The organism is Leptospira wolffii serovar Khorat str. Khorat-H2 (assembly GCF_000306115.2).
Classification (GTDB): domain Bacteria; phylum Spirochaetota; class Leptospiria; order Leptospirales; family Leptospiraceae; genus Leptospira_B; species Leptospira_B wolffii.
In genome coordinates, this window is record NZ_AKWX02000020.1 from 630,414 (window position 1) to 644,813 (window position 14,400).

At 43.4% G+C, this 14,400-nt stretch carries 16 protein-coding genes; 4 read left to right on the plus strand and 12 right to left on the minus strand.

Annotated elements, in window-relative coordinates; genetic code table 11:
- Positions 1 to 22: 22 nt before the first annotated feature.
- From LEP1GSC061_RS16195 to LEP1GSC061_RS16210, 4 genes are all read left to right on the plus strand, one after another.
- Positions 23 to 268, plus strand: a complete 246-nt coding sequence (locus LEP1GSC061_RS16195; RefSeq protein WP_016546243.1) for a hypothetical protein — start codon at positions 23 to 25, stop codon at positions 266 to 268.
- Between the two features lie 386 nt (positions 269 to 654).
- Positions 655 to 909 (plus strand): hypothetical protein, encoded by a 255-nt coding sequence (locus LEP1GSC061_RS16200; RefSeq protein WP_016546497.1) that lies wholly within the window; start codon positions 655 to 657, stop codon positions 907 to 909.
- Positions 906 to 2,024, plus strand: coding sequence for a suppressor of fused domain protein (locus LEP1GSC061_RS16205; RefSeq protein WP_016546847.1), 1,119 nt, complete (start codon positions 906 to 908; stop codon positions 2,022 to 2,024). The genes LEP1GSC061_RS16200 and LEP1GSC061_RS16205 overlap by 4 nt, the downstream gene beginning before the upstream one ends.
- A 20-nt stretch (positions 2,025 to 2,044) precedes the next feature.
- Positions 2,045 to 2,722, plus strand: coding sequence for a hypothetical protein (locus tag LEP1GSC061_RS16210; protein WP_016546656.1), 678 nt, complete (start codon positions 2,045 to 2,047; stop codon positions 2,720 to 2,722).
- A gap of 482 nt (positions 2,723 to 3,204) precedes the next feature.
- On the opposite strand, the gene LEP1GSC061_RS16220 is transcribed toward LEP1GSC061_RS16210, so the two are convergent.
- From LEP1GSC061_RS16220 to LEP1GSC061_RS16270, 12 genes are all read right to left on the minus strand, one after another.
- Positions 3,205 to 5,565: a PP2C family protein-serine/threonine phosphatase gene (locus LEP1GSC061_RS16220; protein WP_016546177.1), complete on the minus strand. Its 2,361-nt coding sequence runs from the start codon at positions 5,563 to 5,565 to the stop codon at positions 3,205 to 3,207.
- Entirely contained in the window at positions 5,562 to 6,812 is a 1,251-nt protein-coding gene (locus LEP1GSC061_RS16225; RefSeq protein WP_052006570.1) for a hypothetical protein, read from the minus strand. The genes LEP1GSC061_RS16220 and LEP1GSC061_RS16225 overlap by 4 nt, the downstream gene beginning before the upstream one ends.
- 29 nt (positions 6,813 to 6,841) lie before the next feature.
- On the minus strand, positions 6,842 to 7,993 hold the full coding sequence (argJ, locus tag LEP1GSC061_RS16230; RefSeq protein WP_016546437.1) for a bifunctional glutamate N-acetyltransferase/amino-acid acetyltransferase ArgJ: 1,152 nt from the start codon (positions 7,991 to 7,993) through the stop codon (positions 6,842 to 6,844).
- A gap of 62 nt (positions 7,994 to 8,055) precedes the next feature.
- On the minus strand, positions 8,056 to 9,447 hold the full coding sequence (locus tag LEP1GSC061_RS16235; protein ID WP_016546554.1) for a HAMP domain-containing sensor histidine kinase: 1,392 nt from the start codon (positions 9,445 to 9,447) through the stop codon (positions 8,056 to 8,058).
- Positions 9,437 to 10,141, minus strand: coding sequence for a response regulator (locus tag LEP1GSC061_RS16240; protein ID WP_016546748.1), 705 nt, complete (start codon positions 10,139 to 10,141; stop codon positions 9,437 to 9,439). Before LEP1GSC061_RS16240 ends, LEP1GSC061_RS16235 begins: the two co-directional genes overlap by 11 nt.
- A 245-nt stretch (positions 10,142 to 10,386) precedes the next feature.
- Complete coding sequence (locus LEP1GSC061_RS16245) at positions 10,387 to 10,797, minus strand: hypothetical protein (RefSeq protein ID WP_016546313.1); 411 nt, start codon at positions 10,795 to 10,797, stop codon at positions 10,387 to 10,389.
- Entirely contained in the window at positions 10,794 to 11,162 is a 369-nt protein-coding gene (locus LEP1GSC061_RS16250) for a hypothetical protein (RefSeq protein ID WP_016545988.1), read from the minus strand. Before LEP1GSC061_RS16250 ends, LEP1GSC061_RS16245 begins: the two co-directional genes overlap by 4 nt.
- Positions 11,143 to 11,730, minus strand: coding sequence for an RNA polymerase sigma factor (locus LEP1GSC061_RS16255; protein ID WP_016546281.1), 588 nt, complete (start codon positions 11,728 to 11,730; stop codon positions 11,143 to 11,145). The genes LEP1GSC061_RS16250 and LEP1GSC061_RS16255 overlap by 20 nt, the downstream gene beginning before the upstream one ends.
- Positions 11,731 to 11,777: 47 nt before the next feature.
- Complete coding sequence (locus LEP1GSC061_RS16260; RefSeq protein ID WP_016546117.1) at positions 11,778 to 12,179, minus strand: hypothetical protein; 402 nt, start codon at positions 12,177 to 12,179, stop codon at positions 11,778 to 11,780.
- Positions 12,176 to 12,352, minus strand: a complete 177-nt coding sequence (locus tag LEP1GSC061_RS21730) for an LIMLP_16695 family PerRB-regulated protein (RefSeq protein ID WP_016546466.1) — start codon at positions 12,350 to 12,352, stop codon at positions 12,176 to 12,178. The genes LEP1GSC061_RS16260 and LEP1GSC061_RS21730 overlap by 4 nt, the downstream gene beginning before the upstream one ends.
- 216 nt (positions 12,353 to 12,568) lie before the next feature.
- Positions 12,569 to 13,207 carry an NUDIX hydrolase gene (locus LEP1GSC061_RS16265; RefSeq protein ID WP_198014281.1) on the minus strand — a complete coding sequence of 213 codons (639 nt, stop codon included), beginning with the start codon at positions 13,205 to 13,207 and terminating at the stop codon, positions 12,569 to 12,571.
- Positions 13,203 to 14,372 (minus strand): ribonuclease D, encoded by a 1,170-nt coding sequence (locus LEP1GSC061_RS16270; protein ID WP_016546165.1) that lies wholly within the window; start codon positions 14,370 to 14,372, stop codon positions 13,203 to 13,205. The genes LEP1GSC061_RS16265 and LEP1GSC061_RS16270 overlap by 5 nt, the downstream gene beginning before the upstream one ends.
- Between the last annotated feature and the right edge of the window lie 28 nt (positions 14,373 to 14,400).

Below are 14,400 nucleotides of genomic sequence, written 5' to 3' on the forward strand. Positions count from 1 at the left end.
GGACCCGAAGTTTCGGAATACAATGGTCCTAAAAAAGAAATCAAAGCCGGGCGCAAAGAAATCGAAAGTAAAGGATACGCCTCCTCGTAAGTCCTCAGGAAAGCATGGCGCTATTCCCAGAGAAAATGACGTAAAAATGAGCGAGATGGTGGATCTTGCGGCCGAAATGTTCGTTCAAACCCTTGAAATATCCACTAAGATACCTAAGAAACTTCGAGATAGGCTGATACGCCAAGTCAAACAAGCAGCTAAAACGACTTTGTCCTGAAACCTTCCCAATCCGGGAAGCTTGCTTGAAATTCCCGGACCCTTCTACTTAAATTTACGCCCAATAAAGCCGGATTTTTGGAAATTTTTTTCCAAAAATCCGATTTCGGAAGGTAGGAATTCCTAACGAGCTACCGTCGAAATTAATATGGATACGATGTTTTTAGCAACGGCCCTTTTTCTGATTCTTTTCGAGCAATATAAGGAAAGAAAAACTAGAGAAAAGGTGTTTATAGAGCCACTCAGAGATTTCCTTCACCGCTAATCTGCGGGAGAGCCCGGCGAAAGGAAGCGCCGGCCCTTTATTTTCCCTTCTAACCTAGGCAGGAACCGGCTTGAATCTTCTCCGAGAGCGGAGATAATGGCTTTGGGCGGAACCAACCTGCTATGAAAAACAAACTCTTAACACCTATCAAAGCGGTAGATACTTTCGTTAAATGTAAGAAAGAAGGCGCTCCTGTGCCTGTTGCCGTGTGGGACACCCTTCGAACCTATTCCAAATGGAACCAGGTGGAACTGACCGGACTTTTAAATGCTAGCGCCTATTATCCCGAAATCCTATTCGAAAGCGGTATGGAAAAGAATATCGCGGGATTATTATCCTCTTTCCAAGATAGAATCGTGGAAATTCCCATTAAATGAATCGAGTGTTAGAACCCAAAATATTATACCAAGAAGCGAATCCGTACGGGGCGTTTACCGCTTATCTGGAAGACGACGGTCGAACGATTTATCTTTATTTACAGGCCGAAGAAAGTCCTGATTTTGCAATCAAATCCGTATGGGTTTGTAATCGTATAGACGCTCCTAAGGAGCGGTCTCAAGAGGATTTGCGTAACGGTTTAGCTCCTTTATTATTGGAAGCCGAAGTTACGGATCCAAAAGGCCAGCCGGAATTCGACGTGAATGAAATTCATTTCATTTGGTCGGAAGAAGGGAACGGGGTCTCATTCTTTTATAAAGAGGAACTCTTCGCGTATCTTCCTCCTTGGTCGGGAGTTAAAGGGTTTCACGGATACTCCAAATTTGCGAAGGTCGAAGCTATTACCGCATATCCATTGGGAAATTCTGAATTCGGCGTAATTCCCGATCGGATCGCTCAAGATAGAAAGTTTTGGGAATATAGATCCACGAAAGGTATTTGGAAGGAAATCCAAGAATCCAGGTTGGGATTTTTAGAATCCGCTTTTGGAAAACATGATAAGTACTGGTCTGCGGACGGAGGAAAATATCCTCAATTGGGAATCGCACGTTTCGCTCCCAAAGAACTTCCGGGCGTATACGTATATTCTACGATAGGCATGAGCGCTCAGAATTTACCGGGAGTGGAATTATACCGTAAGGACTATGAGGATTATTCCAGAGTGGAACTACTACTCGCGGCAAAGATTTCGGACGAAGATAGATCCGAAAGCTGGGTACCTCATCAGATAGGAGAAATCATACGCTTTCCTTGGACCATGGGAAAATGGTTCGGTCACGGACATACGATTTCCATGAGCCGTAAGGATCCGGAATCCCTATATTTGAGTTTTACTCACTTAGCATTAAGAGAAATCGGATCCGAGGAAGGGTTTCCCGCTCTTACTGGATTGAAATCCGAAAAAGGAAAAGAGATCCGCTTTCTGGCCTTGCTTCCTATCTCGGAAGAGGAGAGAATCTTCCTACAAGATAAGGGAGTGTCCGCATTCTTCTCATTGTTCGATACGTTCGGAACGAAATGGATTCACAATCCGGAAAGACATTCCGCCGTCTGAATTAGGAAATCTATCGATCCATGGGTCCGTTCCAATACGATTCTAGTGAAATCTCTGCTTGGAAGAGGAATTGTTTCGTTCTGGTCCTTATACTGACCTTCTATCTTCCCGTTTTTACCGTGTGGGAACTATTTTCCGAAGAAAAACCTTCCTCGATCGATAAGATTTGGGAAAATATTTACTCTCAGGACTTCATTTCGGCCAAAAAACTCGTTCAAAAAGAGCTGAAAGGGGAGAATTCAGAATCCTTACAGCTACTTTCACTGATGGAAATCTGTTTGAACGGTTTGGAAAGATACAAACAGGCCGATGAGCAGAGAAAAAAGATTCTCTCCGTATGGGAGAAGACGCATAAGAAATCGTTCTTAGAGGAAAATTATCCCTTAAATCTGGCCACTTGGACTAGAATGGTAAGCGTGACGCCCAATATTCTGCTCTTAGGTGCGGAATATTACCTTCCTTACCCCGTAAACGCTAAGAAAGAAGGCTTCTATTATCACAAATTCACCGCTTACAATCGATTTACGAAGAAGGCGAATCACTTCTTTAAGTTGGAAAAATCTCCAAGCACGGAAAAAGAATATCGTTTGTTCGAAATTTCGGAAGAAGGACAGTCAACTTTGGTGAAAAGTTACGGAGATTCTCTTCCTGAGTTGCGAGACGAGATGAAAGATATTCTTAAATATCTTAAATTATAGCCCTTCCTTGTCGTTAGAAGGTTATAAAAGCGTATCTATCTGCGGATTTTCTTTTAAAGAGTAACTTTAAGCTATGAAGTGTTGTTTTTTTACAACAGTGAGGCGTTCAAATAAGGGAAATTAAGAATTCAAAGGCTTAAAAATGAAAAAACCCGCTTCCAGGAAGCGGGTTTTAAGCTTCATTTCCTCTATATTGACTATAGAAGAGATGTTTGTTGAAGTTTGTTATTTCTTTTTCGCAACTTTCTTCTTAGCAGCTTTCTTCTTAGCTACTTTTTTCTTAGCTGCTTTCTTGACTGCTTTCTTTTTTGCAACCATTGACGTCCTCCATTGATTTGAACTTTAATGCCCTTCGTATAATACGAGAGATCAAGAAAGCTCTTGGATAGTGACATAATTAAGCAATTAACTTTTCATTGTAAAGTATTTTAATTAATTTTAGGAAAAAAATTTAAATAGGTTGATGCGAAGTGCTTTGATACTCAATCGGCAACTTCTAAACACACGAAAGAGATATCATCGCTAGGTTCTTTGTAATTTCTAAACTCTTCTAAGGTCTTTCTAACTATATCAGCCAATTCTTGGGCACCTTTATCGTGATTTATGGACAAAAGTCGGAGAAGATTTTCTTCTCCGAAGATTTCTTCCTTCTCATCGAAGGTCTCTGTGACTCCATCCGTAAATAAAATCAACTTATCTCCGGGATTCAAATGTATCGTTAAGAGTCTGTAATCCGTAGGAAGAACTCCTAAAACTCTCTGAGTTTCGTTTCGAACTTCGATTTTTCCTCCCTTTCGAATGCAAATAGGGGGCGTATGACCTGCATTTACGAAAGAAAAAGCTCCATCGCTAGCGTTATATACTCCTGCGATCGAAGTCATGAACTCGCTTCCTCTATATCTTTCGATTAGAAATAGATTAATCGCTCTAAATATATCTGGAAGATAAGGAGAATTGCCCAATTGATGGCGGATAATTCCTCTCACTGCGGATACTAGATAACCGGATCCTAAACCGTGACCGGAGACATCACCTAAGAATAATAACTGCTTTTGAGGAGAAATTCTAAGAATATCCAGATAGTCTCCGGAGATTCCCACGGCTGGAAGGGTGAAATATCCGACCGTAGTGCCTTTAACCGTCTCTAATTCAGGTAAATGTAGGGTTTTATCCAAGATAGAGGCCATATTTAGATCTCTAACGATCCTTTTTTTCTCCACCTCGTCCACGAGTAAGCTATAGTTTCTAAGTAATAGGGAAGCAAGACGAGTGCACTCCTTCAAGAATCTCAATTCTCCCAAAGTGAAATTCTTTCTATTCGTCTTTTCGCCCACTAAGAAGACGGCTATCACTTCCTTTCCTTTCTCAAAGTCGAATAAAGGATAAGCGAGCTGCACTCCCATCTGATTTAGAAATTTGAACAAAGATTCACGGATTCCTAAACCGTAGGCTAAATGAGAAGTCACCGTAACTTCCGTATGATTTTCGAAATAGTTCCAGATTTCGGAGCCGTCGGGTATTCTTACGAAATTTATATTTCGAAGATCCGTTCTGGGAAATTTATCCGCAGGAATAAGGATCTGCAATCGATTCACTTCTAGCGCATCCACCAATCTACGGATCAAACTATTGATCGTCGCCCTCATGGAGATCGGTGCGCCGATCAGTACGGATAATTCTTCCAATGCGGTATGGAGCTTCGGGTTATTTCGGAAACTCCAATAATCGATCCATTTGTACAATTTATTGTTCAGACTACTTAGGAAATACGCGGATATCACTACATAGAATAGATTCCATTCTCTTTGGTATTTTCCTAAGAATGAGGGATTCCAGCGCACGAAGAATTCCAGTCCAAACAGATAGCCGAAAGTCAAGAGTAGAATGGAATACACCGACGTTAACGAGGAACTGAAAGCGATCTGAACGGGAACCAAGGAGTATGTGTAAGTTCCGTAAACCAATAGAGCCGGAAAAACGAAGAAGGCCGCTATCAGATACGGGCGAATAAAGAGGTAGGTCTTTTGCGAACCTATCTCGGATAATAAATAAGGAAGGATCGTGATAAGGAAGAAAGCGAGTACGATGCTTAATTTCTTGGATACTTCCTGGATCGTACTAGGATTTCGAAAAGTGTGGAATACCAACTGTAATATGCAGAGCGCCGAGGCAAATACGTTGAAATAGATCCCGTTCGTCGCGAGAATCTGGAATAGATCGGGATTTCCTTTTTGGGATACACCTACAAAGCCGGCGACTAAGGAAAATATCACCTGAGGAGCGAACCATCGGGAAGGAATCTCCTTACCTCTCAGTCGAAAAGAAATATCGAATATTAGAAATCCGGTAAAGTATAGAAAGAAGAAGAACGGAAAAAGGAAATCGTGAAACGCCAGTAGAAAGAAATTGAATAAGAATAGGGAGGATAAGGACCCGAATAGTAGAAATATATAAAGATCCCTGGTATAGAAAAAGAACCATATCGCCACTAGGAAATATAAGAGCGAGACGGTTATATCCGGAAGAAAATCCTTTAGAACTTCGAATGAGGAGCGAATTACGAAGGAAAGTCCTTTTGCTATGCTTCCGTCTTTGCCGAAAAAATGAAATTGATATCCGGAAAGTCCGTAATCCTGTCCGACCTTTTTCACGATTTCATATTCGATCAGATCTATCTTCATTCCGGTTAGATCCGCGTAGTTTCCGTTGGAAACGGCGATCATTCCATTCGGATAAAAATAAAACGGAAGTCTCGCTTCCTTGGAGTAGGAATTGAGTAATCCCGAAAATAGGATGAGACTGAAAAGTATGACGGAAAGAAATACGAGAAGAATATTTCTCATGATGGCTTCCTCAGATGTTGGAAGGATAGAATATTGCGATCGTTCCAAGATAGAAACATAGGGTTGTTTCCGGGGGTTTCTATATTTTCCCAACCTAAAGAAGCGAGATTTCTATCCGGACGATCCGATTCGTACATCTTGAAATTTTTGCCGGCAACTCTTAGCGAGATTCTTCCTTCGATTTTGTCAACCCTGCCGACCGCAAGATCGTATCTTTCCGTCCAGGAAATCTCTTTTAGATTTTCTTCGACCAAGGATTTGATTTGGAGAAGATTTCTGAATTCCTCGTCCAGCCTGGAAGCGTAAAGCGCTCCGAGTATATAACATAAAGCTAAAACGGAGACGGCGTTCGTCACGCTAAGTCGTAAGAATACGAAATAAAAATCTCCATTAGGAGTTTGGAAGAACTCCAATAATTCGCCCGGTTCTCTTGAGAGGAATTCGATTTTGATATCGCCCACGAGCGGAGGCTCCGCGGATTCCAGGAATTTTCTGATCTTACCCGCATTTTCGAACTCTTTTCTATATTTCTTATTCTCCGCGATTTGGGAGGATAGAATATGATTGTGAACCGCTAACGCGCATTTACCCGCTAAGAATCCAAGTTCATGTCTGACATTGTCTTTGGGAATATTCGAAACCGCCAAGAATCCGAATAGTTTTTCGCGGAAGACGAAGGGGAGGATAAAGTTCGCTCTGAGACTTACGAAGTCCTCGTTGATCGTCTTGTTTTGATCCGGTTCTCCTATCATGGCTCCGGATCTTTTGTTCAGGATATAAGTTAAAAGAGCGGCGCGAGGATTGATCCCCTCTAAAGTGTTTACCTTTCTTTGTTTTTTATGCGCATACGTATATAAGTCGTAATGAGTTAAGTCATTTTTAAGAATCGCAAGTTTGCCGAAATTGCTATTAGTCAAACGGACCAACTCTGGGAATACGTTCTTAATCAGTCCTTCCGAATCGAATCGTCGGTGGGCGATTCGAGAGGAGCCCGGATCGTCGCTGAGATATTCGGAAACGAAAACGGATTTTAAAAACCCGGAAATCTTTTCTTCCACCGGCAAAATGGCGAAGACTCCGAAAACCAAACAGATTAGTACCGCGATTTCGCTTACGAATTCTATCTCTTTAGGAAGAATTAAAACTGTGAATTCGTAAATGCCTAGGACGGTAAAGACCCCCAATAATCTCACTACCAGAGTGATTATGGAGGCGATGAATCGTAAGTCGGAGAATAAAGTCTTCACTTTCGCGCGATCGAATTTCGGCAGAGGAATCACGTTGTATAGTATGCGTTTTCCTTGACGTAACCTTCCGTAAGGTCACAACCCCAAAATATCATTTCATGGGATCCGGTATGGAGTATCACATCAATTTCGATCTCGGAATTCTTTTTTAGATAGTCGGATAATTTTTTGAGTGTTTCGGAATCCGCACCTTTGACAGGTAGGCCTCCGAAATAAATTTCCAAAGAGTCGAAGGGGATGGGTTCATCGAAAACCTTTCCAACCGCCATGACTAGTCTACCCCAATTTGGGTCTCCGCCATAAATTGCGGTTTTGATAAGCGGGGAATTCAGGATGGATTTTCCGATCTTTCTCGCCTGAGCCTCGTCCCTAGCTTTTTTTACCCTGGTTTCGATCAGTTTGGTGGCGCCTTCTCCGTCCTTCGCGATTTCCTTAGCTAAATCGATACATATTTCGCGTAACGCGGTTTTGAATTCTACCACGTTTACGGATCCGGCCAATCCGTTGCAAAGTAGGGCGACAGTGTCCGATGTGGAAGTATCGGAATCTATCGTCAAACAGTTGAAACTTACGTCAGCCGCTTCCTTAAGGATCGAATATAGATCCTCTTGCAATTCCGCATCGGTAAGAATGTAAGAGAGCATGGTCGCCATATTCGGCTCTATCATGCCGGCTCCTTTGGCCATACCGAAGATGGTCGCCTCTCCGTTGGAGGATTTGATTTTGCGTACGGATATTTTTCTTTTGGTGTCCGTGGTCATGATCGCTTCTGCGACTTCTTCCAGATTGCCCGGCTTTAATAATTCCTTGGCTTTCGCACAAGCGGGAAGAATGACCTGCATCGGTAATGGAACTCCGATGACCCCGGTGGATGAGGGTAGCACGTATGTTTCGGGAATGCCGAAGGACTTTCCGATCTCGGTACAGATCTGTCTTGAATTCGCGACTCCTTGTTCTCCCGTTGCGACGTTGGAATTTTTGGAGTTGATCACGACTGCTTGCAGGATTCCGCCGCGAATATGTTCCCTACCTACGATTACGGGAGATCCGGGAAAATTATTTTTGGTGAAAACGGCCGTCGCTTTGCACGGCTTTTCGGAGAATATGACTCCGAAGTCCTTAGTTTGGTCCTTGATCCCTATATTCGTGCCGAACGAAAAAAAACCCTTGGGGTATTCCATAAATTTCTATTTTTAGGTCCCCGGGTATTTGGGAAAGCGTAATCCGAGTGATTACTCGGATTTCAAACTTCGAGATCTTCGCTATAAACTTGAGGAATGGTAACCGAGAATATGGTTCCGCCTTCTGGGTTGTCGAAGACCTTTACCGATCCGTGATGCAGGCGAACAATATGCTTAACGATGGAGAGTCCGAGTCCGGTTCCTCCTTCTTTTCTTGAACGATTTTTATCCACTCTGAAGAATCTTTCGAAAATCCTCTCTTTGTCCTCGTCCTTGATGCCAATTCCTTGGTCCATTACCTGAAAGTTGACTGAGTCGGGCGCAACCTTAGTGATTCTTAGAGTTATCGTTTTTCCGTCGGGAGAATAGGAAGAAGCGTTCGAAATCAAATTCAAAAGCATATGCTCCAAAAGTACCCAATCCGCGGAAACGGTAAGAGGTTCCGGCATATCCACTACCAATTTTTGTTCCTTGGGAGAGATCACTCCATCCACGGTGAAGGATAAATTCTCCACGAGGGACTTAATCGTAAACTCTTCCGGTTGAGCGATGGCAGTCTGATTTTCTATTCGAGTGATGGTGAGCATATCCTCTACGATACGCACCATTCTATCCGTGTTCCGTGAGATTGCGTCCAGGAACTTCTTCTCATGACTGTCTTCCAGAAGCTTTAAACGACCTAGAAGAGTTTCCGTGTAACCTTTGATGGAAGTAATGGGAGTTTTTAATTCGTGGGAAGCGTTCTGAACGAATTGTTCCCGAATGATATAGGATTGTTTCTCTTCGGTGATATTGCGAATCACGCCTACGAACATGAGAATATTTCCGTTCGTGCGTAACGGATACATTTTGATTGCGTAGAAATTTTGACTTAGATCGAGTTCGGTTTTAGGCTCGCCTTTGCCGGATAGATTCTTCTTTATGAATTCAAGAAGTCTCGGATCCTTTACCGCATCTTCCACTTTGCGGGATCCTGAATTCGGTTCTATGAAAGTGGAAGGAATACTCTTGTTTTGGAATACGATGGAGCCTTCCAGATCCACCGAGAAAACTCCTTCCTTTAAGTTTTGGAGAACAGAGTCGAACTTTTCCTTTTCGATGGTGAGATCCACGAATTGGTGCTTTAATCGTCCAGACATCAGATTGATGGAAACGGCCAAATCGGCGAGTTCCTGGATTTCGGGAAGGCTCAGCTCGGATCCGAAGTCGCCGGCATTGATTTCTCCGGTCTTCATTTCGATCTGATTCAGCGTTTGAGTGACGCTTCTTGCGATCGAAAAGGACATATAGAATGTACCGAACATCGCAAGTAATATGTATGCGGAGAAAAGTAAAATCTTCAGGTCGGGGTTGATCCTATCCTCCAGGAAGAGGACGATACCCGCGACCGCCATTAGGAAAACGAGTAGGAGCCAGTTACTTAAGAGAAGTTTAGAAAATAAACTACGCCTCATTGAATCTGTAGCCGATCCCGCGGATGGTTTCCAACCTCTCCTTTTCCTCTCCTAATTTGTCGCGGAGTCTTTTGATATTCACATCCACGGCTCTGTCCGTAACATAGATATCCTTTCCCCAGACCTTATCTAAAAGTTTATCTCTGGTGAAGGCAACTCCGGTATTAGTCATGAACAGGTATAATATCTTATATTCGATCAATGTCAGTTCTATTTCGGTATTATTAATGAATACCTTATGAGCTTTGGGGTTCAAAAATATCTTACCGACGCTGATATTTCCCTCGAACTCCTGCTCTTCTTCGGCTTCGCCGGATCTTCTCAATACGGAACGAACTCTAGCGATGAGTTCTCTGGTGGAAAACGGTTTTCTAACATAATCGTCGGCACCGAGTTCCAGACCTAGAACCGCATCCGTTTCTCCGGATTTTGCGGTAACCATAATGATAGGAAGGGCGTATTTTTCTTTAATACGCTTGCAGAGGTCCATTCCGCCGATCCCGGGAAGCATAAGGTCCAAAACGACCAGGTCCGGAAGATTTTTCTCGATTCTAGGTAGGACTTCCAATCCATTTTGGCAGGTGTCCACTTGATACCCGTTTTCCTCTAAATGGAATTTGATTAGATCGGCGATATCCTCTTCGTCGTCCACGACTAGGATCTTTTGACCTGGGGTTCCAGAAGCATTTTTCATAAATTCGCTGAAGCTCTTTCTCCTGCGCCTTGGTGGATTTTTATCGTTGGCCGTAGGGGAGGAGGATCCTTGTATTTGGATAGGTTCCATTCCCCCAGAATGTCAGAAAACCGTTACAAAAGGTTTACACAGACGTTACAATACCCGGAAAAAGAATAATTCCCGGGAACCCTTATGACAACCAGTAAACAAAACGGCTTTAGGGAGTAAAACAACTCACGGAAAATTAGGAAAGAAAGGAACTCTTAACGATCTTTTAGCAATTCATTAAGCTCTCGTATCAATTTGCGTTGGCGGAATAAGACATAAAGAACGAAGCCTCCGAATAGAGCCAATCCGAGAAGATAAACCCAGAGTAGGCCTTTGAGTCGATTCTGCTCCTCTTCGATAGCTTTGATCGTAGCGAGATGATCCACTAAAAAGAAATAGTTGTCCGACTGTGCCCAGGATTTTCTCGCCTCTTCGCGGATTTGGGTGAGAAGAACATCCGCTTCCTGCTTTTTCATATTCTGGATAAGAGGAAAGACCGCATCCAGTTTCATTTCCAGGAATTCTTTAGCCGTGATTTTAACGGGCGTTTCCTTTTCCTCGGCCAGGACGGATGAACCGCTTAAAAGTAATAGGATGAATGCGATTCCGAAGTTTCTAATATTCATTCGTCGAACCCTAATTTATTCTTCCATTCCTTAGTATAGGGACTTCGATTTTGCACAAGATAAATCCCGATCAAAACGGTGAAAAGGAGAAATAGAAAACCGCTAGTAGCGAGTATCGCGTGCAATAGTCCCGATTGGAACAGGAAATTCCAATCAGTAAAAAGTAGGACGGAAAGGGGAGAGAACGCCAGAATTAGGATGGCGATCAAAAGGATCCTGATATGTTTCAGATGGATCAGGTGTAACATTACTTTTTTCTTAAGTAATGGAGGCACTTTTTCCTGGATCTGACCTTGAGGGGGCTCCACAAAGAAATCCAATTTTTCCTTCAGGTCCTCTGGAAGATTATTTTTTTCCGTGCTCATCTTCTTTCTTTAGCCATTCGCGTAGGATTTCTTTCCCTCGAAAAATATAACTCTTTAGAGTGTTCATTTTCAAGTTCAAATTTTCGGAAATATCCTTATAGGACATATTCTCAAAATAATGCAGGGAAATAGGCTTGCGGTATAGTTCCGGAAGCTTTTCCACCAGAGACCGGATTTTATCGGTAGTTTCCCGCTCCAATACTTCGGATTCCTGGGAAGAAGATCCTGTGGATGCGACATCCGAGGAGATACTGTCTATCGGCATATCTATCTCTGGGTGATCTTTACGATATTTGCGGATGATTTCGTTTCTCGCGATCGAGAAAACCCATGTGGAGAATTTGGATCTTCCCTTGAAGGTGGAAAGTCCTTCGAACGCTTTTAAGAATATATCCTGAGTGAAGTCCTCCGCTTCGCTTTCGTTGCGAAAGGCCTTTTTGGCTTGGGAATAAACCATGGACTCGTAGCGAAGTACCAGCTGTTCGAAAGATTCGAAATCTCCCGCGAGTACTTTCTGGATGGCAGCCCAGTCCTCAGGATCGCATAGGATGGGCTCTTCGTTCTGCATGGATTATGCCTTGTTCAGGACATTGTTAAGACCGGAACGGAAGACGATCACTTTTTAGGGGACCATTTATAATAGCATAGTAGGCCGAGTCCGGATGCGAGAGGAATCAAGCCGCCTAACATTGCCAAGGATTTGCCTAATACTAAAATGAAGGTAACCGAAAGAGCAATTCCTACGAAGGTTAAGATTAGACCTAAGAAGAAGGAATACAATCTGAGATCGAACTTTTCTCTTTGATAAAGACCGGCTTTGATGATGGCCATTCTCTGGCGGTACCACCAGAAGAAGAGAAAGAACAGCAGCAGCCATCCGAATATGATTCCTACTATAGGAATGCTGTATAGAATGGCCTTGTATTCTCCGCCGGGAGGATTCGATTGCAGCAGGGTTAATAGCTGCTCGATCCGATTAAGGCTTTGGAGAAATGCTTCTTTCTCTTCGGGGGTCATCTTGCCAGAACCGCTACTTTAGAGGAAACGGATTCGTTTTTCTTAAAATAGGGGATCTTGGTTTCGATGCCGGGGCGTTCGGCTAGGGATTCGTACCAATCTTCTTCCTTCCAGCTTTCCTTCAGGTAGCTGGTGCGGATATTGGAATTGAATAAGTCCTTGAATTTGCTCATGTGATTCTCCGATAAAAAAGACTGTTTAAAACTATACAATGGGATGATTCCGAGTTTTTCGTTATGTCGTATTGTATTTCGGTCCCTTCTTTCGTTTCCTAAAGAGGAAAAACCGTGTTCGGAACTACATTTTTTAGAGACGTAATGGTTAGAAGAAAAAATGTCCTAGGCCGAAAAAAATCTTACGTTCCCCATAATTTCTCGCGGGGCATTTACTTACGGTTTTTTGACGTCTAGAAAGGGAGGGCCACCTAGATTAGGAGTCCTCAGAATCGGTTCCTTATGAAAGGATCCATGCTCTCTTAGAAAATCCACAATGATTCTAGCTGTGGCTCCCCAGAGGAGACCTTCTTCTATGTCGAAGTAAAACACTTCCAAGAGAGGACCGTCCGGGCTCCTTTTCCCCTTTATGGAATAAAAGGGAGCCTCCCAGAGTCTGTCCAATTCTAGTCGAATGACTCGATCCACTTCTTCCGGATTATAATCGAATTTGAAATCTCCCGAATATTTGGCCAAGAAGGGAGTGATATGATATCCTGTGTGAGTAAGTTGGCCCTTGTAATTTCCGATGACTTCCAGATCTCGAGCGGAAGCGCCCATTTCTTCGGTCCATTCGCGTAAGGCGGTATCTAATAGTGTGGAATCTTCCGGATCCTTGACTCCTCCCGGAAAGGCGATTTGGCCGGGATGAGCGATCAAATTCGGATTTCGTTTTTGTAATAGGAAACCGTCCTGGCCGGTCGTTTCATACACGGGTATGATGACGGAAGAATGCGCCACGTCTACGGGCAGATTCGGATCTCCCTCCGGCTTCAGAGGGAGTTCTTGCTTCAGTCGATTTAGGTCGAGTCTAATCAAATTTTTTCTTAATCGGTATTAATCCCGATAAAGTGGTCTCATAAGGTTTGGACTGCAAAGCCGATAGCATGGATGGCCCGTAATTTTCGATCTTCCAATCGGAGAAGATTCCCATCCCTTTCAGTTCGTCTATCGTCTTAGGATTCCGTTTCGCTATTTCCGCGATATTCTTATTAGACGGCATGAGATTGTGTCCCATCCTACGAATCGACATGACTGTCTCTCTCCATTGTCTGAGACGCTTGAAACGATCGGCTTCCTCTCCGGTTAGATCCTCAGCCGTTCTTTTGAATAGATCGTTTTTCTGGATCGGAGGACCGCTAGGATTCTTGTATACTTCGGTGAGTCCGTCCGCATCCTTTTTGCCTACGATTTCTACGAGTTTGGAAAGCTCTCCTCTGGCCTTTACCAATTCTAGGACCTTGTCGTTATTCCAGACGCGGAAGGGAGCCTTATTCAGTTTTTTGGCCTTTTCGTCCCGGAAAGCGAGAGTATCGTACAGCGCCCTTCTTTCGTCGGAACCTAGATCCAAGACGTTAGGGAATTTTTCCAGATTGATGGAGAATCCTTCGAAGGGCTCGGGCTCCTCTTCCGCCATTTTTACGAATTCGGAAAGGGCTTCGTCTAACAATTTCCGTTTAGCGAGTTCCTCCCTCATTTTTTCCCAAATGGATTCCAGATATACGGTATCCAGGGCGGCGTACTGAAGCTGACTTTTTTCCAAGGGACGCTTTTCCCAGTTGGACTTTTGCTCCTTCTTGGAAAGTTTGACCTTGTGGTAATGTTCCACCAGATACAACAAAGAGTTCTGTTCCAAGTCTAATAAACGAGAACTAAACATCGTATCCGCGATGTTCAGGAACTTAAAGCCGAAATCCCTTTTTAAAGCCTTAATGTCGTCCGAAGCGGAATGGAAAATTTTTAGTATAGCCGGATTTTCGAACAACGGCCGGAGCCCGGAGACGTCGTCCAAACGAATCGGGTCAAAAATGTAATTTTTGCCCTTAGAGGATATTTGGATCAGACAGACTTTGGAATAGTAGGTGTAATACCCGCTCGATTCCGTATCGATGGAGATACAATCCGATTGAGAGAGAGTAATTAATGCCAATTGCAGGCTACGAACATTGTCGACTACGATATAATCGGATTGTATTTGCATCTAAAGGGCGACCTGGGAGACTAGCGTC